This is a genomic window from Streptomyces sp. NPDC111507 (assembly GCF_055638955.1).
Map to the genome: position 1 here is coordinate 503,683 of NZ_JBVKBU010000006.1, position 22,743 is coordinate 526,425.

Below are 22,743 nucleotides of genomic sequence, written 5' to 3' on the forward strand. Positions count from 1 at the left end.
CATCAAGCCGTGTGCCGTCGCCACTTGGGCCCCGTACGCGCCCACTCCCGCTCCCACTCGGCCAGCCGGCGACGCGCGGCGATCCGCCGTACGGCGAAGTGCCAGGCGAGTACGACGGCCACGACCCCCGCGGCGGTCGACACGCCCGTCGTCAGAGCGTGTTGCCAGACCGCGCCGGTGCTCACCGGCGGACCGACGTTCCGGCCGCGCGCATCGAGCCAGACGGCGACGCGGTCGCCGGGCTGCCCGCCCGCGGGGACCAGGGCCTCACCGGTCCTGGGCCCCTTGCCCGGCTCGGTCCAGCGCACCTTCACCCGGAACGTGGGCAGCCTGGCACCCTGCGGCGAGGGCACCGCGGCGGGCGCGGTCTCGACGAGTACGGCGCTCACCCGCTGCCGCTCGGCCCGCTGCGTCGCCGCCCGTGCCTGTGCGCTGTCGTACCGCCACCACCCCACAGCGGCTCCGGCCAGCGGCGCACCGACGAACAACAGCACGGCGACGGCCAGTACCGTCCACGCCTCGACGACGTCCGAGCGACGGCGCAGCGGATTGCGGCGCCAGCGCCAACCGCGTACCCGGGTACGCATCTTCACCTCCTCGCCTCCAGGTCCCGCCCGCGGAGGCCGAACGGACCCCGCACCGGGACGATTCGGCTCACCCGGCGTGACTGATCCGCGCCTCCTGTGGAACCCGCGAACCACTCCGCGCAGCGAACAGGAGCCACCATGACCTGTGCCCATCCAGCAGCACTCGACGCACACTGGCGCGTAACCGACCCTCAGACGAAGGGCAGTTGCCCCCGGTCGCACCCTGTGGAAAGGCGGAAGCCATGAGCACCGGCACACCGGCGATCACCGTGGGCATCGACGGCTCGCGGCCCAGCCTGGACGCGGCCGACTGGGCCGCCCGCGAGGCGCAGCGCCGCCGACTCCCCCTGCGGCTGCTGCACGCGGGAACCGAACCGGCCGTTTCAGGCGGCGTCTTCGGCATCGACGGCATCGACGGCATCGACGTTCCCGCCGGGCGCACCCGCGCCGCACTCGACCGGGCCGCCATCGAACTCTCCTACGCCCACCCGGCCTTGGACATCATCGCCCGCCGCACGGCGACACCGGCGGTCCCGGCGCTGCTCGCCGCGGCCGTCGAGGCGCAGACGCTGGTCCTCGGCTCGCGCGGCCGTACGGGGAGCGCGGGGTTCCCGGTCGGCTCGGTTGCCCTGGGCGTCGCGGCCCGCGCCGACCGCCCGGTCGTCCTGGTGCGCGCGGGCGAACTCCCCGAGGACGAACGGGTGCCCGTCGTCGACGGCTCACCGCCGAGTACGGCGCCCTACCTGCCGGTCGTCCTCGGACTCGATCCGGACGCCTCGGCCGACGACCTGATCGGCTACGCCTTCGACACGGCCGCCGTGCGCTCGGCGCCGCTGCACGTGGTGCACCCGTGGACCCTGCCCACCAGCACCCTGCGGCCGTGGCGCCACAGGTTCCCCGGAACCACGGTCCGCGAACACCGCGTCTACGGCGATCCCGGCCCCCGTCTGCTGGAAGCGTCCGCGCGAGCCGGTCTGCTGGTCGTCGGGCGCCGCACGGGCCGGGGCCCGGGCCGCGCCGCGCGGTCGCTGATCCGGCACGCCGACTGCCCGGTGGCGGTCGTTCCACACGACTGACCGGGTTCGTCGGAAGGGGACGTCTCAGCCGAAGCGTTCGATACGAATGCGGTCCACTGGCTGCCCGGCCTCCACCAGCAGCCGCGAGGCGTGCTCCGCGAACCCGTTGGAGCCGCACACATAAGCCTCCCACCCACCGGGCGGCCGCTCGGCCAGCAGCGGCGCCAGATGCGCCGCCGCGAGCCGTCCCACGGCCATCCCCTCGGGTGCGGTACGCGTGAAGACGGGCGTGGTCTCGGCGCCGTACTCCCGCGCGTAGATGAGCTCTTCGGGGCCACGCGCGGAGACGATCAGCCGCAGCGGCACGTCCAGGGCGCGGGCCCGGTGGTGGCGCAGCATCGACATCAGCGGTACGACACCGGAGCCCGCGCCGACGAGCAGCGCGGGCCGGTCGCCGGGCCAGGCGAAGAACCCGCTGAGCGGACCGCGCACCTCGACCGAGTCACCGGGCTTCGCCACCGTGTGGAACCAGCCGGAGACCTCGCCGCCCTCGACGTGGTCGAGGGTGAGCTCGATGTGCCCGGTGTCGTCGGGCGGCGATGCGAGCGAGTAGTGACGCTGCGCCACGTACCCGTCCTCGGCGGTCAGCCGCAGCATCAGGTGCTGTCCGGGCAGATGCCCCGTCCACTCCGGCACCGCGAACCGGAAGGTGGCGGCGCCCGGCGTCTCGCGGCGGATCTCGGTGAGCGTGGCGGTCTGCCAGGTGGCGGCGGCCCGGTTGCTCACCGCGATCCGCCCGGGCACGGCGAACCGGGTGGGCGGTACGAACGTGTCGGTCATCGTCTCAGTCACCGGAGTAGCGCTGTTCTTCCCAGGGGTTGCCGCGTGCGTGGTAGCCGTTCTGCTCCCAGAAGCCCGGCTCGTCGTGGTCGAGGAGCCTGAGGCCCGCGATCCACTTGGCGCTCTTCCAGAAGTACAGGTGCGGGACGATCAGCCGCGCCGGGCCGCCGTGTTCGGCGGGCAGCGGCTTCCCCTCGTACTCCCAGGCGATCCAGGCACGACCGCCGGTGATGTCGGCGAGCGGGAGGTTCGTGGTGTACCCGGTGTGCGAGTACGCGACCACGTGGCTGGCGGACGCGTCCGGGCGCACGGTGTCCAGGAACGCGTCCAGGCAGACACCCCCGAAGCGCACCCCGAACTTCGACCAGCTCGTCACGCAGTGGATGTCGCCCTCGTACGCCGAGGCGGGCAGCGCGTGCGCCTGCTCCCAGCTCCAGGTACGCGGCTCGGCCACCAGCCCGTCGACCCGGAAGGTCCAGTCGGCGGGTGCCAGGTCGGGGGTGACCTCGGCGGACAGGACGGGCCAGTCGTCGCCCGCGTCGTACTGGCCGGGCGGCAGTCCGGCGTTGTCGACGCGGGGGCGCCCGGTGAAGGCTCGGGTGACGTTCATGGCGGTGGTGCCTCCAGGCCGTCGGGTACGGCGGCCCGCGGATCGAGCGTGATCGGTGCTTACGCATCCCACCGTACGGGGCCGCGGGCCGTGCTCCGCGCCCGGGCGGGATCCCGATCATTGCGGCCGTATGAACACTCCCGGGGCCCGGGAATAGCCGCGCCGTGATCTTCCTTGCCGATAGTGCCGCCCGCGGTGCGGCACGAGGAGAGCGAGGAAGCACATGCCCAAGGCGTACGTCTTCACCCGGTACGGCGGACCGGAGACCGAGGCCCTGGTGGAACAGGACCGGCCGAGCCCGGGCCCCGGCCAGGTACTCGTGGCGGTCCGCGCGGCGGGCGTGAACCCCGTCGACTGGAAGCAGCGGACGGGGTTCGCCCGCCCCGGCGCCGGGGCACGCGAGCTCCCCGCCGTCCTCGGCAACGAGGTCGCGGGCGTCGTCGAGGAGCTCGGTCCCGACGTGACCAGTTTCACCGTGGGGGACGAGGTCTTCGGCAACCCGGTGGCCGGCGGATACGCCGAGTACACCCTGCTGCCGGCCGCGACCGCCGCACACAAACCCGCCGACCTCTCCTTCACGGACGCGGCGGCCCTGCCCGTCGCCGCGGCGACCGCGTACGACGGCATCCACCAGCTCGGCCTGCCCTCCGGCGCGACCGTGCTGATCACCGGTGCGGGCGGTGGCGTCGGTGTCGCGGCCACGCAGATCGCGCGCGTCTTCGGACTCACCGTGGTGGGCGTCGCGAGCGAGGGCAAGAAGGACTTCGTCGAGGAGCTCGGGGCCGTGCACGTCCCGTCGGGCCCGGATCTGGCCGAGCGGGTGCGGGCCGCCGCGCCGGACGGGGTGGACGCCGTCTTCGACCTGGTCGGAGGCGAGGTGCTGGAAGCCGCGGCGACCTTGCTGGACGACCGTACGAAGCTGATCACCGGAGCCGACCGGGAGACCGCCGCCCGGCTCGGGGGAGGACCCGTCGAACGCGCCCGTACCGCCGCCGTCCTCGACGAGGTGGCGCGCCTGGTGGTCGACGGCCGGCTGAGGCCCTTCGTGACGGGGACCTTCCCTCTTGACCGGGCCGCCGAGGCGCTGCGCACGGTCGAGGACGGCCACGCCCGCGGCAAGATCGTGATCGAGGTCGCCCGATGAGTGACCGTCGCATCACGAGCCCCCGTCCGCCGGCCGACGCCACGCACCCGCTGGACAACCCGGCCCTCGCCTCGCTGACGGGCCCGCACGCGCACTTCGCCGAACGCCGGGGACACGTCCTGCGCTATCCCGTCGACGTGTCGCCGTGGCTGGCCCTGCCCGACCACCCGACCGACGACGACTGGGCGGACCTCGCGGCCCTCGTCGGACCTGGCGGCGAGGCTCCGCTGGCCGGCTTCAACGGGCCGACGCCGGAAGGCTGGGAGGTGACCTTCAGCCTGGACGGTGTCCAGCTCGTCGACGACGGACTCGCCGCGGCGCCGGACGCCGAGGCGGTGCGGCTCGGCCCCGCCGACGTACCCGAGATGCTGGACCTCGTGGAGCGCACCAGGCCCGGCCCCTTTCTGCCACGCACCGTCGAACTCGGCACCTATCTCGGCATCCGGCGCGGCGGCGTGCTGATCGCCATGGCGGGCGAGCGGCTGCACCCGCCGGGCTGGACCGAGATCAGCGCGGTCTGCACCGACCCGGACTTCCGCGGCGAGGGACTCGCCACCCGCCTGATCCTGGCTGTGGCGCACGGCATCCGCGAACGCGGCGAGACCCCCTTCCTGCACACCGCCGCGAGCAACACCAACGCCATCCGGCTCTACGAGTCCCTGGGCTTCAAGCTGCGCCGCAGCACGCGGTTCATGGCGGCACGGGTTCCGGAGCACCTGACGGACGGCCAGGCCGTGGGGGTCCGTTGACGGCTCCCGAAGGCCTCCGGTGATGAAGCCTCAGCTCCCGGAGGCCTGCGCGGCGAGCGGTTCCCCGGCCGCCGCCGTGTTGTACCGCACCAGGTAGGCGGCGAACCGCTCCAGGTCCGCCGCCGGCCAGTCCGCGAGCCGCTCACGGAACGCGATCCGGCGGCTCTCGGTGACCTGGGCGAGGATGCGGGTGCCCGCCTCCGTCAGCTGGAGCACCTGCACCCGGTGGTCCTCGGGGTCGACTCGGCGTTCGATGAGCCCGGCCCGCTCCAGCGCCGTCACCTGTCGGCTCACCGTGGACTTGTCCAGGGCGTAGTGCGCGGCGAGGTCGGTGGCACGACAGCCGTCGCTCTCCTCCAGATGACCCAGCAGGGTGTACGAGACCAGCGACAGCTCCGGATGCATACGCCCCGCCGACGCCCGGGCGCGGCGGGCGAAGGCCGTCATCTCGCGCTGGATGGTCTCGACGGACGCATCGGCTGCATTCACGGGAGCTCCTTCCTCTAGTTGCATAGTACAACTTGGCGGTCCGACACCGGCGCGAGGCGGGGGAGCACCTCTCCCGCCGTCCGGCCCTTCCTGTAAGGTGACCGTCCTGGCTGCGGACCACCCCAGCCCGGGAGTTGCCGAGGAGGTGAGACCCATTACCGCTGTGTCAGGTCGGGTGCTCTCACCTCAGGACCCTGCGGATCGCCGCCTGTAGGTGACCGCGAGAGCGCCCTTCGGCTCACCGAAAGGCTTCTCGGCTCTCATGCCCCCTCTTTCCGATTCCGTTGTCGCCGCGCTCCGCTCTGCCGGCTGTGTCTTCGCCGAGGACGAGGCGGAGTTGATCCTCTCCACCGCTCGCACCCCGGACGAGGTCACCGCCATGGTGGACCGGCGCGTCTCGGGACTCCCCCTCGAACACGTCCTCGGCTGGGCCCGGTTCCACAGCCTGCGCGTCGTCGTCGAGCCGGGCGTCTTCGTACCCCGCCGCCGCACGGAGTTCCTCGTCGACCAGGCCGTGGCTCGCGCGCGCGGCGCCGCCCTCGTCGTGGACCTGTGCTGCGGCTCCGGCGCGGTGGGTGCCGCGCTGGCCGCCGCCCTCGGCGGGCCCGAACTGCACGCCGCGGACATCGACCCGGCCGCCGTGCGCTGCGCGCGCCGCAACGTCGCACCCTTCGGCGGGCACGTCCACCAGGGCGACCTGTTCGAGGCCCTGCCCGACGCCCTGCGCGGCCGGGTCGACGTCCTCACCGCCAACGTGCCGTACGTCCCCACGCACGAGGTCGGCCTGCTGCCGCCGGAAGCCCGCGACCACGAACCGCTCGTCGCCCTCGACGGCGGCGCGGACGGCCTCGACGTCCTGCGCCGCGTCACCGTCGAGGCGCCCCGCTGGCTGGCCCCGGGCGGCTGCCTCCTGGTCGAGACCAGCGAGCGCCAGGCCCCCGCGGCCGTCGAGGCCTTCGCCCGCGGCGGTCTGACCGCCACGCTGGCCGTCTCCGACGAGCTGTACGCGAACGTGGTGATCGGCACCAGGCCGCCGCGGGCGGCCTGACCTGCGAGGCGGGCTCGGCGAACGCCCGGGCCCGCCCGTCGCCACGGCGCAGGCCCGCCCGTCGCCAGGGAGCGGGGTTGGCCCTCGGCGAGTGACCTCCGCCATTGTGCAACTAGTTGCATAAGGCGCTGTCCGTCGTCTACAACAGACACACGACACCGCCACGGAGGGCCCGATGAGCCGTTACCCGCACCTGATGAACCCGCTCGACCTGGGCTTCACCACGCTGCCCAACCGCGTGCTCATGGGCTCCATGCACGTGGGCCTTGAGGAGGCCGAGCGAGGCTTCGAGCGCATGGCGGAGTTCTACGCGACCCGGGCCCGTGGCGGCGTCGGTCTCATCGTCACCGGCGGCATCGCGCCCAACGACGCGGGACGGCCGTACGAGGGCGGCGCGAAGTTGACCACCGAGGCGGAGGCCGAGCAGCACACCGAGATCACCGCCGCGGTGCACCGCGAAGGCGGGAAGATCGCGATGCAGATCCTGCACTTCGGGCGCTACGCCTACCACCAGGACCTGGTCGCCCCGAGCGCCCTGCAGGCCCCGATCAGCCCCTTCCCGCCGCACGCGCTCACCGACGCCGAGGTCGAGCGGACCATCGACGACTACGCCCGCGCCGCCGAGCTCGCACAGCGGGCCGGGTACGACGGCGTCGAGATCATGGGCTCCGAGGGCTATCTGATCAATGAGTTCATCGCCGCGCAGACCAACCAGCGCGAGGACAGCTGGGGCGGCTCGTACGAGAACCGCATGCGCTTCCCCGTCGAGATCGTGCGGCGCGTGCGCGAGGCCGTCGGCGAGAACTTCATCATCATCTACCGGCTCTCCATGCTGGACCTGGTGCCGGGCGGCTCCACCCTGGACGAGGTGATCACGCTCGCCCGGGCCGTCGAGGCGGCCGGAGCGACGATCATCAACACCGGCATCGGCTGGCACGAGGCCCGTATCCCCACCATCGCGACCTCCGTGCCGCGCGGCGCCTACACCTGGGTGACCAAGAAGGTCATGGGCGCGGTCTCCATCCCCCTGGTGACCACCAACCGCATCAACACCCCTGAACTCGCCGAGCAGTTGCTCGCCGACGGCCACGCCGACATGGTGTCGCTGGCCCGACCGATGCTCGCCGACCCCGACTTCGTGGCCAAGGCGGCGGCCGGGCAGCCGGAGGCCATCAACACCTGCATCGGCTGCAACCAGGCCTGCCTCGACCACACCTTCAGCGGGAAGATCACGTCCTGCCTGGTCAACCCGCGCGCCTGCCACGAGACGGAGCTCGTCCTCGCACCGACCCGGCTGCGCAAGCGCGTCGCCGTCGTCGGCGCCGGGCCCGCCGGCCTGGCCTGCGCGGTCTCCGCGGCCGAACGCGGCCACGACGTCACCCTCTACGACGCCGCGAGCGAGATCGGCGGCCAGCTCAACGTGGCCCGCAAGGTCCCCGGTAAGCAGGAGTTCGACGAGACGATCCGCTACTTCCGCACCCAGCTCGAACTGCACGGCGTGGACGTCCGGTTGAACACCCGCGTCGCCGCCCAGGACGTCTCCACCTACGACGAGGTCGTGGTCGCCACCGGCGTCAGCCCGCGCACCCCCGAGATCCCCGGCGCCGACCACCCCAGCGTCCTCGGCTACCTCGATGTCCTGCGTGACGGCGCCCCCGTCGGCGACCGCGTCGCGATCCTCGGCGCCGGCGGCATCGGCTTCGACGTCGCCGAGTACCTGACCGACGGCGGCGACAAGGCGAGCGAGGACCCGGCGACGTACTTCCGCCACTGGGGCGTCGACATGGACTACCAGGCACCCGGCGGCCTCGCCGCACCCGAGCGCCCCGCCCCGCCGCGCACGGTCCACCTCCTCCAGCGCAAGGCCTCCAAGGTCGGCGCCGGACTCGGCAAGACCACCGGCTGGATCCACCGCACCGAGCTCAAGCACCGGGGGGTCACCATGGTCCCGGGCGTCCAGTACGACCGGATCGACGACGCCGGACTGCACGTCACCGTCGAGGGCCACCGTCAGGTCCTGGAGGTCGACACCGTCGTGCTGTGCACCGGCCAGGACCCGCGCCGCGACCTGTACGAGGAACTGTCCGCGGCGGGGCGCAGCGTGCACCTCATCGGCGGTGCCGACGTGGCCGCCGAGCTGGACGCCAAGCGCGCCATCAAGCAGGGTACGGAGCTGGCGGCGGCGCTGTGACCGGCCGCGCCGCGGCCGGGGCGGTCTCGCCCGGGGCCTCGGTCCGGCGTCCCTAGGATGACCCCATGTCACTCCCGCACGCGATCCTCACCGCCCTGCTCGAGAAGCCGTCGTCGGGCCTCGAACTGACCCGGAGGTTCGACAAGTCGATCGGCTACTTCTGGTCGGCGACGCATCAGCAGATCTATCGCGAGCTGGGAAGACTGGAGTCCGAGGGCTACATCCGCGCCCTGCCGTCCCAGCAGCCGGCCCGAGGACAGAAGAAGAGCTACGAGGTGCTGCCGGCGGGCCGCGACGAACTGGCCCGCTGGACCTCCGCGTCCCAGGACCCGAAGCCCATGCGGGACACGATGCTGCTGCGGCTGCGCGCCTCGGCCGTCGTCGGCACCGCGGGCATCGCGACGGACCTGCGCCGCCATCTCGACCTGCACCAAAGGCAGTTGGCCGAGTACGAGGAGATCCAGAAGCGCGACTTCCCGCCCGGCAAGGACGCTCCCCAGGACCGGCTGCGGCATCTGGTGCTGCGGGCCGGGATCGACCTGGAGACCTTCTGGACCCAGTGGCTGACGCATGCGCTGGACGAGTTCGAGCACCTCGACAAGCAGTAGGGGCCGTCCTCTCGACCGGAGTCGGCCGTCCAACGGACCGGAGTCACCGGAGTCGGACGGACGGCCACCGGTGCGACGGACCCCGGGATCAGAGCCGGTGGGGCTTGGCCCGGCGGCGCAGGTACCAGGCCGTTGCCACGACACCCGACGCCACCAGCGCACTGCCGCCCACCAAGGTGGCGGTCCTGTAGTCCTTGGTGGCCCCGCCGAGACCGCCCAGCACGCCGCGTGACGGCGAGGAGGGCAAGGAGGGCAAGGAGGGCAAAGAGGGCGAGGAGATCCTCGGGGTCTTGGTGACCTTGGGGACCGCGCTGGTCGAGACGATGACGGACTGCGTACCGGCCGTCGTCCCGTCCTGGCAGACCACAATGACGGTATAGGTGCCAGCGCTGACGTTGGACCAGACCGCCGACTGAGTGGTGCTCGTTCCGGACAACGGCATCTGGCGGCCTTGGGAGAAGTTCACCTGCCCATTGGCGAGCAGCGAGGCGCCGCCGAAACTGCTGCCTTTGCTCGGGCAGGAATTGGTGGTGACCGAGACGCTGGACCCGCTGGTGCTCACCGAGATCCCCGAACCGAAGGCAGCGGCCGACGGAGCGGTCAGGGTGAGCGGAAGCGCAGCGACGGCGGCCACGGTCAGGCCGGAGCGAAGGAATATCTGAGAAGTACGCATAGGTCTGCCCTCCAGCGGCACGGTTGGCGGTACATCCCATGCGCCGCCGAGGATTGGAAAGGCCCGTGCTGCCTCAGGGAGAGCCAATGCGCCTCCGGCTCGGGGTGCACGTGGACGGGGACCGAGCAGGTGACGAATTCGTTCGTCCGGCGGATGAATCTCCGCGTTTCGCTGGTGATTCTCTCCGTGCGGATGACAGATGACAGATGACAGATAGCAGCTGACGGATGACAGCTGACGGATAACGATATCTGTCATCTGTCATCCGTCAGCTGCTATCTGCTACCTGCTCTCTGCTCTCCGTCATCACCACGTGCGACCCGCCTGAAGCAGCCGCTCTCGGACAACCGCCACATGCAGGTTGTCCGACGCGCCCGGCCGGTGAGTGAGGTACCCGGTGTTGATGGGCGGTTCCTCGGGGGACAGCAGGGGCACCAGGGCACCGGAGGCCAGCGCGTCGAGGCACAGATAGCGGGGGAGCACGGTGATCCCGGCGCCCGCGACCACCGCGGCCAGTACGCCTCGCAGGTCGGGCACCGTGATCGACGCCTGGCCGGTCAGCCGTACGCCGAACACGTGCCGCCAGTAGCGCCGGGCGATGGGCAGATCTTCGGCGTACGTCACCAGGGGTGCCCCGTGCAGCGCGGCGGGCCCCTCGGCCGCCACTCGGGCCGGGTCGATGCGCTCGGCCCACGACGGGGCGGCGACGAGCACGAACTCCTCGTCCATCAGCGGCACGGCGGTCAGGGTGCGACCGCGCGGCCGGGTCGTGGCGATGACCAGGTCGAAACGGCCGCCGCGCAGTCCGTCCAGCAGTTCGTCGGTGAGGCCGGGAGTGACGCGCAGACGTACGCCCTGTGCGGTCAGCGGCGCCAGCGCGGGCAGGACGCGCGTGCACAGCAGCTCGGCCGGGCCCGCCAGGTGCACCGGGTCCGGCGGCTGGTCGGCGCCGGCGCCGCGGCGGTCCGCGACCGCCACGAGCGCGTCCAGGGGCGCGGCGACCTCCGCGGCGAGTTCGTCCGCCACCGACGTGGGCACCACGCCCCGTGGCTGCCGTTCGAACAGCTCCCGTCCCAGTTGCTCCTCCAGTGAACGCATCTGCGTCGTCACCGTCGGCTGGGACAGGCCGAGCAGCCGCGCGGCCGCCGTGAACGACCCCGCGCGGTGCACGGCGAGGAAGGTGCGCAGCAGGGAGATGTCCAGGGGAGCCGTGGAGGCATTGGGTTCGCTATGGGGCACAGGGGTGAGCCTACGGTTCGCCTATTTCGGGGTGCTGCGGGCGTTCCCACCCGTGGCGGCGCCCGTCGTCACCGTCCGCTCGGCCGAGAACCCGCCCCAGGTGCCGTCCGGCAGCTTCGCGCTGATCCGCACCCGGTACGCGACCCCGGCCTCCCGTCCCACGTAGAAGCTGTAGGTGGCCCTGCCGCTGGGTGGCGTGCCGCCCCAGACGAGTGAGGTCGCCTGTCGGCCGTCCAGGTCGATCCGGTACTCGGTGATCACCCCGTCCGTGCGCGGCGGCAGCCAGGAGAGGTCAAGGTAGTACGCCCCGTCCGTGCGGTGGGACGTCGCGCGGAACCCGGTCGGCGCGGTGCCGCGGCCGTCGTCCGCGCCCGGCGCGGTGCTGAGCCGGACGACGGCGCTCGCGGGGGAGAGGTTGTCCGCCGCGTCGCGGGCTCGCACGGTGAAGGCGTACGCGGTGCCGGGTCTCAGCCCGGTGACGACGGTCGCCGTCTGTCCGCCGCCCACGCTGTGGATCTTCGAGCCGCCCTGGTAGACGTCGTACGAGACCACGCCCCGGGTGTCCGTCGACGCCGACCACTCCAGTTGGGCCGCCCGGCTCCCGACGGCCTTGCCGTGCGGGCGCCCGGGGCGGGTCGGGGGCGTGCGGTCGGCGGCGGCCGCGACCGGTGTAGTGGCGCGCACGGGCTCGCTGGGGGGTCCGGGGTTCCCGTCGGTGTTCAGGGCGCGGACCGTGAAGACGTACTTCGTGGACGGGGCCAGCCGGGTGACGTCCACCATGTGTTCGTCGCCGGGGACCCGCTCGACCCGTGTGGTGCCGCGGTACACCTCGTAACCGGTGACCTTCACGTCCCCGGAGACGCGGTTCCACATGACGTGCACGCTGGTCGCGCTGCCCGCCGTCGCGGTGACCCCCATCGGGGCCGGGGGCAGCCGCTCGCCCCCGGCATCGGCTCCCGCACCTCCCCCGCACGCGGTGAGGGCGAGCAGCGAGCCGCAGATCAACCCAAGGGAAACGCGTCGCACCGGCCTGCCTTCCCTCGACGGGATTGGTCTGTACCTATAAGACACGGCTGGCGCGGTCACATCAAGGGGGCGGCGGCCGTTCGTCGGACCGTCCTCGGGCTCCGTATGCTGATGCCTGACGCGGTGTGAACTTACCCTCTCGGCAGGGGAGTTCGTGCCCACGGCGCGGACCGCTGTCGTCGCTGATGCCGCGCCGGCGAGGGCGGTCGAGAAGCCCGGGTCCACCACGGCTCGGGCTCTCGGCCGCAATGCACTCGCTGAATACGCCGTGCACCGGCCGAATAGCTGTGCGCCAGCCGAATACGCCGTGCATCGGTCGAATCCGCCGTGTACCCGCGAATTCGCCGTGCACCCGCCGTGCCCCCGTCAGGCCCGCTGTGCGCCGTCCGGCCCCTTCCCAGTGGACGCACCGTCAGAAACACGCCAAATTTTGCCGAACGACCGTCAATGTCCACCAGGAGAGGGTCTTTTATCGTGCGTGTTCAGTCGCTGACGCTGGCCGCGGCCAGCGTGGCCCTGCTCGCTCCCGTCCCGTTTCCCGCCGCCCGTCCGAGCCCGCCCGTGGCGGTGCGGGAGGGGAGTGTGCGCGCCGCCGATCTGCTCGCCAAGGTCCGTGACTGCGTGCCCGTCTCGAAGGGGCGCTATCGGTCCGACGACGGCAGCCGCGCCGAGATTCCCGTCTGCGGCACGCGGAGCGCGGTGTTCTGGAAGGCGGACATGGATATCGACTGCGACGGCCGCTCCGGTCTCGTGTGCAACGGGCGGACCGACGCGCTCTTCTCCGGGACCACCGCGTACCAGCAGTCCGACGGGCGGTATCTGAGCTCCGAGACCCTCCCGTACGTCGTGGTGCCCGCACCCAGTGGCATCTGGGACCACCGCGTCGACGGCATCCGAGGCGGCTCGGTGGTCGCGGTGATCTACCAGGACCGGGTCCAGTACGCGGTGGTCGGCGACATCGGACCGCGCGACGTCATCGGCGAGGCCTCGTACGCCACCGCCAAGGCGCTCGGTATCCGCCCCGACCCACACGGTGGCGGAACGAGTTCCGGGGTCACCTACATCGCCTTCAAGAACTCCCGGGTGTCGCCCATCGAGGATCACGCGGCAGCCGTGACGGCGGGTGAGCGACTGGCCCGGGAGTTCGTGCGCGGCGGCTGAGCGGCCGCGATGGCGGTTCCTTCAGGTGCTCGAGGGCGTCAGACCGCCGACCAGCCGTTGTCGACGGGCAGAATCGCGCCGTTGATGTTGCTCGCCGCGTCGGAGGCGAGGAACAGGATGGCGGCGGCCTGCTCCTCGGCCTCGGCCGCGGTGCCCACATTGCCCATGTACGAGGCGAGGACCTGCGGGCCGAGGGCCTCGCGGTCGGCGTCCACGGTGATGGCGGTCTTCGTGCCGCCCGGGGCGATGGCGTTGGCCCGGATGCCCTTGTTGCGGTACGTCACGGCGAGGGACTTGGTGAGGCCCGCGATGCCGTGCTTCGAGGCGGTGTACGCGGCGCCCGCAGCGCTGCCGCGCAGGCTCGCCTCGGAGGCGGTGTTCACGATGGCGCCCTTGCCTGCCTCCAGCATGTGCGGGAGCACCGCCCGGGTGAGCAGGAAGGGAGCGGTGAGGTTGACCCGTATGACCCGCTCCCACTCCGCGTCGCCGACCTCACCGGCCGCCGACATGCGGTCCATGATGCCGGCGTTGTTGACCAGCACGTCCACCCCGCCGAACTGCTCCACGGCGGTCGCGGTCACCCGGTCGATCACGGCCTGCTCGCTCAGGTCGCCCGTCACGGCCACGGCGGTGCCGCCGGCCGCCGTTATCTCCTCGACGACCTTCTCGGCGCCCTCGACGTTGAGGTCGGCCACCAGGACCCGGGCGCCCTCCGCTGCGAAGGCCAGGGCGGTGGCCCGCCCGATTCCGGAGCCCGCTCCGGTGACGATGACGCTGCGGCCGGCCAGTCCAGTGGTGCTCATGACGTGCTCCCAGAAGTGCGTGCGTGGTGCGACGAGGTCGTCGTGCGCCACACAGTACGACTTAATGTCTCTCGATGACATAAAGTCTGGAGCCGTTTTCGAGATCGATAGAATCGCGGCAGCCCCGGGCGGCAGCGGCCCGTCGTCGAGTCGAGGGAGTTGCCAGTGCCGGACGGCGCGATCACCGAACCCCCCGGCCGGGGCCGCGGCCGTACGGGCCGGCCGCCGCTGACCGAGCGGCGCAAGGCCGAGATCCGGCTGGAGATCGCCCGCGCCGCGGTAGAACTGTTCGTCGCCCATGGGGTGGCCGCGACCACCGGGGAGCAGATCGGGCAGGCGGTCGGGGTCTCCGCGCGGACCGTGTGGCGTTACTTTCCGAGCAAGGAAAGCTGCGTGAGCCCGCTGTTCGCGGCCGGGATCGACGCGATAGCCGCCTCCCTGCGGGAATGGCGCCGTGGCAGGCCGCTCGAGGACGCCCTGGAACGGGCGGTCACGACCGGCGACCCCTCGATGCCCCGACCGCACCTCCCCAAGATCCGGGCGCTGATGAGACTGACCCGGACCGAGCCGGGCCTGCGCGCCGTCTGGCTCCAGGCGCACGACGAGGCCGAGCCTGTCTTCGCCCGCGCCCTCGCCGACCGGGCCGGCCTGCCCGCCATCGACCTGCGCTCGGAGATCCAGGCCGCCATGCTCAACAGCGCCCTGCGCACGGCGGTCGAGCACTATGCGTGGCGCACGGACGAGGAGCAGCCCGACCCCGCGGTGGCGCAGGCCGAACTGGTGTCGACCGTGCGCTCGGCCCTCGCCATCGTCGCGGAAGGGCTCGCCTGAGGGCTGGGCCGGGCGCCGGTCGACCGCGGTCGACGCCCGGCCGACGAGGCCTTCGTGCCCCAGTGCTCAGACCTCCCGGCCCAGCGCTCAGAGCTCCCCGGCCCCGCAATCACACCTTCCGGCCCCCGGCACTCACACGCTCCAGCCCCTGCTCTCACGCCTTCCGGTAGGTGTACGCCTCCGCGGCCGCCGCCTCGACCGCCGCGAGGTCGGCTCCGGTCGAGGCCGTGACGACCGCGGCCACCGCGCCCTCGACGAAGGGTGCGTCCACCAGGCGGCTGTTGTCGGGGAGCTCGTCCCCCTCCGCCAGCAGGGCCTTCACGGTGAGGACGGCGCTGCCCAGGTCGGTGAGCACGGCGACTCCGGCGCCGCGGTCCACCGAGGCGGCCGCCGCGGAGATCAGTTCGGCGCTGGTGCCGAGACCGCCGTCCACCGTGCCGCCGGCGGCGGCGACGGGAGCGGTCGTGTCGCCGCCCGCGAGTCCCGTCGCCAGCTCGGCGACCGAGGCGGCGACGGCGGCGCTGTGGGAGACCAGCACGATGCCGACGAACTGGTTCGTGCTGCCTGGGGATTCACTCATCGCGGGCCTCCACGAGCGCGCCGACCAGCAGGGACGAGGACGTGGCACCCGGATCCTGGTGCCCGATGCTGCGCTCGCCCAGATAGCTGGCCCGGCCCTTGCGGGCCTGGAGTGGTGTCGTCGCGACGGCGCCTTCCTCGGCGGCCGTCTTCGCCGCGGCGAAGGACTCGGCGAGCGCGTCCACCGCGGGCACCAGCGCGTCGATCATGGTCTTGTCGCCGGGCGTGGCTCCGCCCAGCGCCATCACCGCGTCCACTCCCGCGCGCAACGCGTCCGTGAACTGTTCCTCGGTGACCTCCGCGGCGTCCCCCAGGGCCTTGCCGGTACTCCGGAGTAGGGTGCCGTACAAAGGCCCCGACGCGCCGCCGACCGTGGAGATCAGCCGGCGTCCGGCGAGGGTGAGAACGGCGCCGGGGGTGTCCGGCGCCTCCTTCTCCAGCGCGACCACCACGGCGGTGAACCCGCGCTGCAGATTGCTGCCGTGGTCGGCGTCGCCGATCGGCGAGTCCAGAGCGGTGAGCCGCTCCGCCTCGCGGTCCACGGACGCGGCGGTCGCCGTCATCCAACGGCGGAAGAACTCGGCGTCGAGCACAGAATCTCCTTGCGTGGTACGAACGTTGACCGGGCGGGAGGGCGGCATCATGCTGATGCCGCCGGGGTTCACACGCCCCAGCGCAACGCGGGCGTCTTCACCGGCGCGTCCCACAGCCGCAGCAACTCCTCGTCCACCTGGCACAGCGTCACCGAGGCGCCCGCCATGTCCAGCGAGGTGACGTAGTTCCCGACCAGCGTGCGCGCCACGGGCACCCCGCGCTCGGTGAGCACCCGGTTCACCTCCGCGTAGAACCCGTACAGCTCCAGGAGCGGCGTCGCACCCATGCCATTGACCAGCAGCAGGACGGGATTGCGCGGGTTCAGGTCCTCCAGGATCGCGTTGACCGAGAAGTCGGCGATCTCGTGCGAGGTCATCATCGCGCGCCGCTCCCGGCCCGGCTCGCCGTGGATGCCGACGCCGAGCTCCAGCTCCCCCGGCGGGAGGTCGAAGGTGGGGCTGCCCTTGGCCGGCGTGCTGCAGGCGCTCAGTGCGACGCCGAAGCTGCGGGAGTTCTCGTTCACCTGCCGGGCCAGCGCTTGCACCCGCTCCAGCGGGGCGGCCTCCTCGGCCGCGGCGCCCGCGATCTTCTCCACGAACAGGGTCGCGCCGGTGCCGCGCCGTCCGGCGGTGTACAGACTGTCGGTGACGGCGACGTCGTCATTGACGAGGACCTTCGCCACCCGGATGCCCTCGTCCTCGGCGAGCTCGGCCGCCATGTCGAAGTTGAGTACGTCCCCCGTGTAGTTCTTCACGATGAACAGCACGCCCGCGCCGCTGTTCACGGCCGCCGCCGCGCGCAGCATCTGGTCCGGCACCGGTGACGTGAAGACCTCGCCCGGGCAGGCCGCCGACAACATCCCGGGGCCTACGAATCCACCGTGCAGCGGTTCATGCCCCGACCCACCGCCGGAGACGAGTCCCACCCTGCCGGGCACCGGGACGTCCCGCCGTACGATCACCCGGTTGTCCACATCCACTGTCAGCTCGGGATGTGCGGCCGCCATACCCCGCAGCGCGTCCGCGACCACCGTCTCCGCCACGTTGATGAGCATCCTCATGGGTACCTCCTGATGAGACTAGCAGGTGAGGCCCTGACCTTTATCTTTGCAGGTCAGGCTGGGGTGAGCCAGTTAACGATCTTGGCGGTCCTTGGTGGTTGAAAGCGGGTTCTGGCGGTACTGATGCTGACTGAATGCTGACTTTGGTGACGAGGCGCCAGAATGGTGTGGCTGTGCGCGGCATATGTTCCGGGAGGCTGCTCTCGGCAGTATCGATGCATACCGGGGGCGGGTCGCGTGTGCGGATGCCAACTGGCGCAGGTGGTCGTGCAGACGGTTTCGCCAGCTTCCCCGACTGTCTGGGAAGCGCGGCACGTCCGCTTTGGCAACAGTCACTGGCTAGCCTTCCGAACTGGCCACCGAGATGGCGCGCCGTGCCCAGCGGTAGTGCGTTCCGTGAACAACAAAGTAACCCCTGCAGTGGCTCCTGCGCAGTGGGCTGGAGCCGATTCCGGCGAAGGTGTCGGCTCAGCGCGAGGGTTCATTCCCGAACAGGGAGACCGCGGTTACTGTTGATCCTGCGGCGGATGCTTGAGCTCCCTTTCCCTTTTTCCCGCTGTCCTATGCGGCTTTCCCGTGCGGCCCGTTCGTCCCGGGGCGCTGTGATGGCACCCCAATGCGATGAGTGCCCGGTTACGCAGTCATGCTTCCGACGGGCCTCCCCAGCGCCACTCGCACCCTCCATGCCACGGGAGGCCCCTGGCATACGGACATGTGCGGCGTGTTGCCCATACTCGGTAGAGAAGCGGCAGCATCCAAGGTGAGTGGCGGTCGAGCGCGCGAATCCAGAGGAGAGCGCCAGCAGGTTCTTGGTCTGCTGGTGGTACAGCAGTTGCACCCAAGCTGACCAGGGGAAACAGTAGCTGGTGCGGCTCTCTGGCGGGGTGCTGGTCCGGAAATGGTCCGGATCTTGGTCCGTATCGGCTTGCGCAATGTGTTGCTGCTGGGCGGGGCCTCCTCGGACCGGTGCTGTGATCGGCGGTGCGACGAGCTGGATTCCGCCGGGGACCTCCCCCGTTTGCCGAGCACGGCCGGCGGGTTCAGACGTCCGGGCGGCGGCGCCGGGTGGGCCGTTGAGGAAGTCGGTCGCCTCGTGGCCTTCGGCGGTCGACGAGTCGCAGCGGAACCGTTCGGACGCTGCGGAGGCGGAAGCAGGAGCGACAGCGAGGAGCACGGCGGCGCCCACCCCGGCGGACGATGCAGCACGCCGCAGGGGAGGAGCGGCCAGGGTCACTAGGTGTATGAGGGCTCGACGTTGGTGACGCTCTCGCGGAGGCGTGCTGCTGGCGGCTTTCCGGCGGCAGCACTATGCGGCCGGTGGTAGTTGTAGTGGATTTTCCACACTGCGATCGCGGCTGACCGGGCGTCCTCGCTGGTGAACTCGCGGGCGTAGAGGACTTCCTCGGCCATGATGCGCTGGTAGCGCTCCACTTTCCCGTTGTGCCGAGGTGTGTGTGGCTTGGTTCTCTGATGCCGGGTGCCTTGCCCGACGATGCGGGCGAAGTCGCCGGAGCGGTAGCAAGCGCCATTGTCGGTGACGACCCGGTGGATGTGGTTGATGCCGTGGGCGGCGAACCAGACCTTCGCCCGGGCGAGGAAGGCAGCAGCCGTAGCGCCCTTCTCATCGCCCAGCGGTTCTGTGTAGGCGAGCCGTGAGAAACCATCGACGACGGAGTGCAGGTAGATGTAGCCGCGCTTCGCCCCGGCCGACTTCGCCCGACTGGCGACCTTGGCCTGATCGCTGTCCCGGCCGTGGATCCGCCACCCGCCGCCATCAGGGATCCGGCCGACCTTCTTCACATCCGGGTGCACCATGTGTCCGGGCCAGCGGGCGGTGATCTTCCCCGGCTTCCGGTTGTTCTCACCGCCTGGGTCGATGAAGCGGCGTTTGCCGAGGCCGAGCCGGGTCAGGTGTCGGCTGACGGTTCGCCGGTTGATCACAAAACCGATACCGACAAGTTCGTCGGTGATCCGTTGCGCGGACCACTTGTGCTCGCGGCGCCAGGACTCGATCTGCTCGATGACCCATGCTGGAGTCGTGTTCGGACTCCGGTGCGGACTCGACGGCCGGTCTTGCAATCCCGCATCACCGTGTAGCCGCCAGGGATTTACCCACTTGCTGGCGTATGCGCGAGAGATGCCCATCTCAGCGGCGACGTGGGCGATGGGACGTGTCTGGCACCGCTTCACGAGCCGCCTACGGCCCTCGACGCTCAGGCGCGCATTCGCGTGGGGCACTCGTCGTCCTCTCGAAGTCAGACGACGGCAGGCGCGACACCTGTCGTGCGCGCCTTCCGCATTGCGGCCTTTCAGTCCCGCGGTGCGACGCGGATACGGTTCCCGTCAGGGTCGGCTGCGAGGAAGGTCAGTCCGAACCCCGCATCATGAGGCTCGCCCAGGATCGTGACCCCCTTGGACTTCCACTGCTTAAAGGTCGCGTTGATCTCGTCGGGTCCACCGTCGATGGCCAGGCAAACCTCACTGGTGCGCGGGACGTCCGGTGACAGATCCTCGAACTGGTCAGACCACAGAGCGAGGTCAGCGCCTGGCCCGAGGTCGAAGGTGATGTATCCCGGCGTCTCGAACGAAGGGCTCATGTCGAGGAGGTCGCCGTAGAAACGCGCTGCGGCGGGCGCGTCGTTCACATAGACGATGGACACGACGGATGTGGTCATGGTTGTTCCTTCTCACAGGTCGTAGGTACGCATCCACCAGCTTGACCGGGATATGCGCCGCATCATGTCGCAATTACTGAAAAACTTGGTGTGTGACCCCCGACCGCTTCTTCTCCCTGATGCTGCTCCTCGCATCAAGGAATGCCGTGACCACACAGGAACTTGCCTCGGCGCTCGGGGTGTCCCTTCGAACCATCACGCGGGACCTGAACTGGCTCCGCGACGCCGGTCTGCCGGTGACCGCGCAACGGGGCCGCCTCGGAGGCGTGACCATGCTGCCCGGGTCCGGGCTCGACCTCACGCGACTCACGCCGGGCGAGCGTGATCATCTGTCGCTCGCCGGGCTGGATGAGAAGCAACGTGCGGAGCTCAACGCATCGGTCGAAAGCCAGCGCGCGCTTTCCAAGATCGGCGCTACACAGTCACGTCGAGTTCATGAGCTCCTGCCGCTCACCGACGTAGTGCACGTGGACAGCCGTCCCTGGCTCCAGGCCCGTACTTCCGGCACGACTCCGGCTTCGCTGATCGGCCCAGTGCGGCGCGGTCGCCAGCTACGGATCGAGTACGACAGCCCCCACGAGTCATGCTCACGCGTCCTGGTCGTGGATCCCTACGGGCTGTTCGCCAAGGCCGGCATCTGGTACCTCGTCGCCGACTGTGCCCGAGTGCCACGGATGTACCGACTCGAACGGATCACGGCGTGGAAAGAAGTCGACCAGCCACGACGGATCCGCGAGAGCCAGACCCTGGCCACCGTCGCTGCAGCGCTCATTGATCAGTGGGAACACAACCACGCGATAGAGGTCAGCGCCACCATCGACCAGACCCAGATCGAGCGAGCGCAACGGATCTTTGGCCAACGACTCGTCCGGGACGATCATGAAGAATCCGCCACCGGCCACAAGGTAACGATCCGCTTCCTGCATCTGGAGGACGTGCGAGCACTACTGCCGTTCGGGAGCGCCATCACTGTGTACGGCCCCACCGAAGCCAGGGCTCACCTCAGCGACCTCGCCACCAACCTTGCCCACCACTATGCGCCGTCACCAACGTCCTGACCCGCAACAACTAGGCGTTGCTCCACCCGGTTGTGCTGGAATACGAGTCCAGCAGGTCCACCACGAAGACCAGGGTCGAGCCCGCCGGGATCAATGGCGAAGGTGACTGATTGCCGTAGCCGAGACGCGGGGGAACGATGATCTCGCGCCGACCGCCGACCTTCATCCCCCTCACCCCCCGGTCCCAGCCCTTGATGACCTTGCCACTGCCCAGGGCGAACTTGAACGGCTGACCGCGGTCCCAGGAGGCATCGAACTCCTTGCCGGACTCGAAGGTCACCCCGACATAGTGGACCCTGACCACCATGCCCGGCTTCACCTCAGCCCCGTCCCCGACGACCAGGTCCCGGATGGTCAGCTCGGTAGGAGCGTCACCCTCCGGAACGTCGACCTCGGGCTTCGTCAGTTCACTCATTGCAGCCTCATCACTATCAGCCGGAAGCCGTCGCACGGACCAGTCGGACACATGGACACTCCGTGCAGCAGATGGTCACGCTACCGAGAACGCCCGCCCCCGGAGCACACCAGATCCAGTGGCCACACGTGATGATCTTTCGCACGGCCGATGAACGCGACCGGCACGCACAGGGCACACGGTAATCGCCAGAACGGGGCGACGGCCGAAACGGCGAACCTCAACACCCACTAACCCGTCCTGACCGGCTGATAAGCCACCCCCGCGTGACGCTGGAACCTCAACAAGGGGGCCCGTGCCGCGTTCGAGGGTGCGCTCTCAGGCGTAAGCGGCAGCTTGAGCAGGCGGCGGCCTTGACCGTTCGCTGTCGAGGCGGCTTCAGGCAGCGGAGGGGTGGTGCGCGATCAGCGCCCGCGCGAGATGGCCAGCGACTTCCTCGGCTCCGGCCTGCAGGGCCGCCAGGTTGACGGACTCATCGGGCTCGGTACGCAGGGCGAAGGACCTGCCGAGGCCGGCGAGACTGGCTGTGGGAGCCTCCCCCTGATTGGTGGACACGCTGATACTGGATCTGCTTGATCCGGAGGAAGCGAGAAGACCGCCGATGGCGATGAAGGACCACTTGGACGAGTTCAAGGCCGATGCCGTGGCCCTGTTCGAGTCCACACCCAGGGCGACCTACAAGAGTATCGGCGCCGACCTGGGCATCAACAGGAACACCCTGCGGAACTGGGTGCTGCGAGACCGCGAACGCCGCGGCGTCGGTCCGGACGCTGCCCGGGGCGCCGGGAGGACGGCCCGAGCCACGCAGGCGACGCCGTCCTCGGAACCGGACGAGAGGATCAGGCAGCTCGAGGCCAGGGTGGCCTGCAAGAGTTTCCACGCGTCCCTCAAACGCGAGACGCTCCAGGGCGCCCGCGACCACGGCGACCCGGCCACCTGCAGGCACAAGGTTTTCGCCTGGCTGACCCGCTACAACACCCGCCGCCCGCACTCCGCCAACGGTCAGTTCAGCCCCAACGAATACGAACGCCGACACCACGCGGCTAAGCTCACGCTCGCCGCGTGATCAACGAAGCGTGTCCACCATCACGGGGGAAGGCCCAAGGCCGGGTAGTTAGCGTATTTCCGCTGGTGGCAAGGGAGTTCGGGGTCGGGCAGGAACGCGGGTAAAGGGCAAGACCGGGAAGTTAGGGCTGTTTGGGCTGGCCAGAGGGTTGACGTGAGAACGGAGCCCGGCGCGGACTGTGAGTGTCGAGGTCACGGTTCGTGGGGGCTCCGTTGTCTGTTCAGTGTGCCACCGCTGAGGTGGTTCGGGACCGGTCGTGGGTGTGGCTGCCGGGTCATTTA

The 22,743-nt window shown here is 70.6% G+C and carries 25 protein-coding genes; 10 read left to right on the forward strand and 15 right to left on the reverse strand.

Annotated elements, in window-relative coordinates; all coding sequences use genetic code 11:
- Positions 1–2: 2 nt before the first annotated feature.
- On the reverse strand, positions 3–587 hold the full coding sequence (locus ACZ7M2_RS26450; protein WP_471597349.1) for an Rv1733c family protein: 585 nt from the start codon (positions 585–587) through the stop codon (positions 3–5).
- A gap of 242 nt (positions 588–829) precedes the next feature.
- On the opposite strand from ACZ7M2_RS26450, the gene ACZ7M2_RS26455 reads away from it, so the two are divergent.
- Positions 830–1,663: a universal stress protein gene (locus tag ACZ7M2_RS26455; protein WP_471597350.1), complete on the forward strand. Its 834-nt coding sequence runs from the start codon at positions 830–832 to the stop codon at positions 1,661–1,663.
- Between the two features lie 24 nt (positions 1,664–1,687).
- On the opposite strand, the gene ACZ7M2_RS26460 is transcribed toward ACZ7M2_RS26455, so the two are convergent.
- A complete protein-coding gene (locus tag ACZ7M2_RS26460; protein ID WP_471597351.1) occupies positions 1,688–2,443 on the reverse strand; it encodes a ferredoxin reductase in 756 nt (251 codons plus the stop codon).
- A gap of 4 nt (positions 2,444–2,447) precedes the next feature.
- Positions 2,448–3,053: a sulfite oxidase-like oxidoreductase gene (locus ACZ7M2_RS26465; RefSeq protein WP_471597352.1), complete on the reverse strand. Its 606-nt coding sequence runs from the start codon at positions 3,051–3,053 to the stop codon at positions 2,448–2,450.
- A 223-nt stretch (positions 3,054–3,276) separates the two neighbouring features.
- Here ACZ7M2_RS26465 and ACZ7M2_RS26470 point away from each other — a divergent pair, with 223 nt between their 5' ends.
- A complete protein-coding gene (locus ACZ7M2_RS26470) occupies positions 3,277–4,197 on the forward strand; it encodes an NADP-dependent oxidoreductase (protein ID WP_471597353.1) in 921 nt (306 codons plus the stop codon).
- Positions 4,194–4,946 (forward strand): GNAT family N-acetyltransferase, encoded by a 753-nt coding sequence (locus tag ACZ7M2_RS26475; protein ID WP_471597354.1) that lies wholly within the window; start codon positions 4,194–4,196, stop codon positions 4,944–4,946. Before ACZ7M2_RS26470 ends, ACZ7M2_RS26475 begins: the two co-directional genes overlap by 4 nt.
- Positions 4,947–4,976: 30 nt before the next feature.
- On the opposite strand, the gene ACZ7M2_RS26480 is transcribed toward ACZ7M2_RS26475, so the two are convergent.
- Positions 4,977–5,459, reverse strand: coding sequence for a MarR family winged helix-turn-helix transcriptional regulator (locus tag ACZ7M2_RS26480; protein ID WP_471597355.1), 483 nt, complete (start codon positions 5,457–5,459; stop codon positions 4,977–4,979).
- Between the two features lie 238 nt (positions 5,460–5,697).
- Here ACZ7M2_RS26480 and ACZ7M2_RS26485 point away from each other — a divergent pair, with 238 nt between their 5' ends.
- The 3 genes from ACZ7M2_RS26485 (at position 5,698) to ACZ7M2_RS26495 (ending at position 9,282) form a co-directional block, all read left to right on the forward strand.
- On the forward strand, positions 5,698–6,483 hold the full coding sequence (locus tag ACZ7M2_RS26485; RefSeq protein WP_471597356.1) for a putative protein N(5)-glutamine methyltransferase: 786 nt from the start codon (positions 5,698–5,700) through the stop codon (positions 6,481–6,483).
- Between the two features lie 175 nt (positions 6,484–6,658).
- A complete protein-coding gene (locus tag ACZ7M2_RS26490; RefSeq protein WP_471597357.1) occupies positions 6,659–8,674 on the forward strand; it encodes an NADPH-dependent 2,4-dienoyl-CoA reductase in 2,016 nt (671 codons plus the stop codon).
- 65 nt (positions 8,675–8,739) lie between these two features.
- Positions 8,740–9,282: a PadR family transcriptional regulator gene (locus ACZ7M2_RS26495; protein WP_352045404.1), complete on the forward strand. Its 543-nt coding sequence runs from the start codon at positions 8,740–8,742 to the stop codon at positions 9,280–9,282.
- Positions 9,283–9,370: 88 nt separating this feature from the next.
- Here the strand turns inward: ACZ7M2_RS26495 and ACZ7M2_RS26500 are convergent, their stop codons facing one another.
- From ACZ7M2_RS26500 to ACZ7M2_RS26510, 3 genes are all read right to left on the reverse strand, one after another.
- Complete coding sequence (locus ACZ7M2_RS26500) at positions 9,371–9,955, reverse strand: hypothetical protein (RefSeq protein WP_471597358.1); 585 nt, start codon at positions 9,953–9,955, stop codon at positions 9,371–9,373.
- A 306-nt stretch (positions 9,956–10,261) separates the two neighbouring features.
- Complete coding sequence (locus ACZ7M2_RS26505) at positions 10,262–11,194, reverse strand: LysR family transcriptional regulator (protein WP_471597359.1); 933 nt, start codon at positions 11,192–11,194, stop codon at positions 10,262–10,264.
- A 21-nt stretch (positions 11,195–11,215) separates the two neighbouring features.
- Positions 11,216–12,220, reverse strand: a complete 1,005-nt coding sequence (locus ACZ7M2_RS26510; protein ID WP_471597360.1) for a fibronectin type III domain-containing protein — start codon at positions 12,218–12,220, stop codon at positions 11,216–11,218.
- 474 nt (positions 12,221–12,694) lie between these two features.
- Between ACZ7M2_RS26510 and ACZ7M2_RS26515 the strand changes: the two genes are divergently transcribed.
- Positions 12,695–13,381, forward strand: coding sequence for a glycoside hydrolase family 75 protein (locus ACZ7M2_RS26515; RefSeq protein WP_471597361.1), 687 nt, complete (start codon positions 12,695–12,697; stop codon positions 13,379–13,381).
- Positions 13,382–13,419: 38 nt separating this feature from the next.
- On the opposite strand, the gene ACZ7M2_RS26520 is transcribed toward ACZ7M2_RS26515, so the two are convergent.
- Complete coding sequence (locus tag ACZ7M2_RS26520; protein WP_471597362.1) at positions 13,420–14,184, reverse strand: SDR family NAD(P)-dependent oxidoreductase; 765 nt, start codon at positions 14,182–14,184, stop codon at positions 13,420–13,422.
- A gap of 165 nt (positions 14,185–14,349) precedes the next feature.
- Between ACZ7M2_RS26520 and ACZ7M2_RS26525 the strand changes: the two genes are divergently transcribed.
- Positions 14,350–15,015: a TetR/AcrR family transcriptional regulator gene (locus tag ACZ7M2_RS26525; RefSeq protein WP_471597363.1), complete on the forward strand. Its 666-nt coding sequence runs from the start codon at positions 14,350–14,352 to the stop codon at positions 15,013–15,015.
- A 154-nt stretch (positions 15,016–15,169) separates the two neighbouring features.
- Here the strand turns inward: ACZ7M2_RS26525 and ACZ7M2_RS26530 are convergent, their stop codons facing one another.
- The 5 genes from ACZ7M2_RS26530 to ACZ7M2_RS26550 all read right to left on the reverse strand — a co-directional run bounded on the left by ACZ7M2_RS26530 (position 15,170) and on the right by ACZ7M2_RS26550 (position 19,923).
- Positions 15,170–15,595 carry a PTS-dependent dihydroxyacetone kinase phosphotransferase subunit DhaM gene (locus ACZ7M2_RS26530; protein WP_382117728.1) on the reverse strand — a complete coding sequence of 142 codons (426 nt, stop codon included), beginning with the start codon at positions 15,593–15,595 and terminating at the stop codon, positions 15,170–15,172.
- Complete coding sequence (dhaL, locus tag ACZ7M2_RS26535) at positions 15,588–16,187, reverse strand: dihydroxyacetone kinase subunit DhaL (protein ID WP_471597364.1); 600 nt, start codon at positions 16,185–16,187, stop codon at positions 15,588–15,590. The genes ACZ7M2_RS26530 and dhaL overlap by 8 nt, the downstream gene beginning before the upstream one ends.
- Before the next feature lie 68 nt (positions 16,188–16,255).
- Positions 16,256–17,248 carry a dihydroxyacetone kinase subunit DhaK gene (gene dhaK, locus ACZ7M2_RS26540; protein WP_471597365.1) on the reverse strand — a complete coding sequence of 331 codons (993 nt, stop codon included), beginning with the start codon at positions 17,246–17,248 and terminating at the stop codon, positions 16,256–16,258.
- A 1,233-nt stretch (positions 17,249–18,481) separates the two neighbouring features.
- Positions 18,482–19,486: an IS481 family transposase gene (locus ACZ7M2_RS26545; RefSeq protein ID WP_471597366.1), complete on the reverse strand. Its 1,005-nt coding sequence runs from the start codon at positions 19,484–19,486 to the stop codon at positions 18,482–18,484.
- Between the two features lie 71 nt (positions 19,487–19,557).
- Positions 19,558–19,923 (reverse strand): VOC family protein, encoded by a 366-nt coding sequence (locus ACZ7M2_RS26550; protein ID WP_471597367.1) that lies wholly within the window; start codon positions 19,921–19,923, stop codon positions 19,558–19,560.
- A 92-nt stretch (positions 19,924–20,015) separates the two neighbouring features.
- On the opposite strand from ACZ7M2_RS26550, the gene ACZ7M2_RS26555 reads away from it, so the two are divergent.
- The gene (locus ACZ7M2_RS26555) at positions 20,016–20,981 is read left to right on the forward strand and encodes a helix-turn-helix transcriptional regulator (RefSeq protein WP_471597368.1); all 966 of its coding nucleotides are present in this window, start codon (positions 20,016–20,018) and stop codon (positions 20,979–20,981) included.
- A gap of 10 nt (positions 20,982–20,991) precedes the next feature.
- On the opposite strand, the gene ACZ7M2_RS26560 is transcribed toward ACZ7M2_RS26555, so the two are convergent.
- A complete protein-coding gene (locus ACZ7M2_RS26560; protein WP_093479447.1) occupies positions 20,992–21,396 on the reverse strand; it encodes an FKBP-type peptidyl-prolyl cis-trans isomerase in 405 nt (134 codons plus the stop codon).
- A 378-nt stretch (positions 21,397–21,774) separates the two neighbouring features.
- A complete protein-coding gene (locus ACZ7M2_RS26565) occupies positions 21,775–21,951 on the reverse strand; it encodes a hypothetical protein (RefSeq protein WP_471597369.1) in 177 nt (58 codons plus the stop codon).
- Here ACZ7M2_RS26565 and ACZ7M2_RS26570 point away from each other — a divergent pair.
- Complete coding sequence (locus ACZ7M2_RS26570; RefSeq protein WP_471597478.1) at positions 21,944–22,462, forward strand: transposase; 519 nt, start codon at positions 21,944–21,946, stop codon at positions 22,460–22,462. The genes ACZ7M2_RS26565 and ACZ7M2_RS26570 overlap by 8 nt on opposite strands.
- Positions 22,463–22,743 lie beyond the last annotated feature (281 nt).

Coding starts and splice junctions, on each gene's coding strand:
- ACZ7M2_RS26520 (WP_471597362.1), bottom strand. CDS start 14,184: ATGAGCACCACTGGACTGGCCGGCCGCAGCGTCATCGTCACCGGAGCG.
- ACZ7M2_RS26495 (WP_352045404.1), top strand. CDS start 8,740: ATGTCACTCCCGCACGCGATCCTCACCGCCCTGCTCGAGAAGCCGTCG.
- ACZ7M2_RS26460 (WP_471597351.1), bottom strand. CDS start 2,443: ATGACCGACACGTTCGTACCGCCCACCCGGTTCGCCGTGCCCGGGCGG.
- ACZ7M2_RS26500 (WP_471597358.1), bottom strand. CDS start 9,955: ATGCGTACTTCTCAGATATTCCTTCGCTCCGGCCTGACCGTGGCCGCC.
- ACZ7M2_RS26480 (WP_471597355.1), bottom strand. CDS start 5,459: ATGCAACTAGAGGAAGGAGCTCCCGTGAATGCAGCCGATGCGTCCGTC.
- dhaK (WP_471597365.1), bottom strand. CDS start 17,248: ATGAGGATGCTCATCAACGTGGCGGAGACGGTGGTCGCGGACGCGCTG.
- ACZ7M2_RS26475 (WP_471597354.1), top strand. CDS start 4,194: ATGAGTGACCGTCGCATCACGAGCCCCCGTCCGCCGGCCGACGCCACG.
- ACZ7M2_RS26465 (WP_471597352.1), bottom strand. CDS start 3,053: ATGAACGTCACCCGAGCCTTCACCGGGCGCCCCCGCGTCGACAACGCC.
- ACZ7M2_RS26470 (WP_471597353.1), top strand. CDS start 3,277: ATGCCCAAGGCGTACGTCTTCACCCGGTACGGCGGACCGGAGACCGAG.
- ACZ7M2_RS26490 (WP_471597357.1), top strand. CDS start 6,659: ATGAGCCGTTACCCGCACCTGATGAACCCGCTCGACCTGGGCTTCACC.
- ACZ7M2_RS26450 (WP_471597349.1), bottom strand. CDS start 587: ATGCGTACCCGGGTACGCGGTTGGCGCTGGCGCCGCAATCCGCTGCGC.
- ACZ7M2_RS26455 (WP_471597350.1), top strand. CDS start 830: ATGAGCACCGGCACACCGGCGATCACCGTGGGCATCGACGGCTCGCGG.
- ACZ7M2_RS26485 (WP_471597356.1), top strand. CDS start 5,698: ATGCCCCCTCTTTCCGATTCCGTTGTCGCCGCGCTCCGCTCTGCCGGC.
- ACZ7M2_RS26530 (WP_382117728.1), bottom strand. CDS start 15,595: ATGAGTGAATCCCCAGGCAGCACGAACCAGTTCGTCGGCATCGTGCTG.
- ACZ7M2_RS26560 (WP_093479447.1), bottom strand. CDS start 21,396: ATGAGTGAACTGACGAAGCCCGAGGTCGACGTTCCGGAGGGTGACGCT.
- ACZ7M2_RS26550 (WP_471597367.1), bottom strand. CDS start 19,923: ATGACCACATCCGTCGTGTCCATCGTCTATGTGAACGACGCGCCCGCC.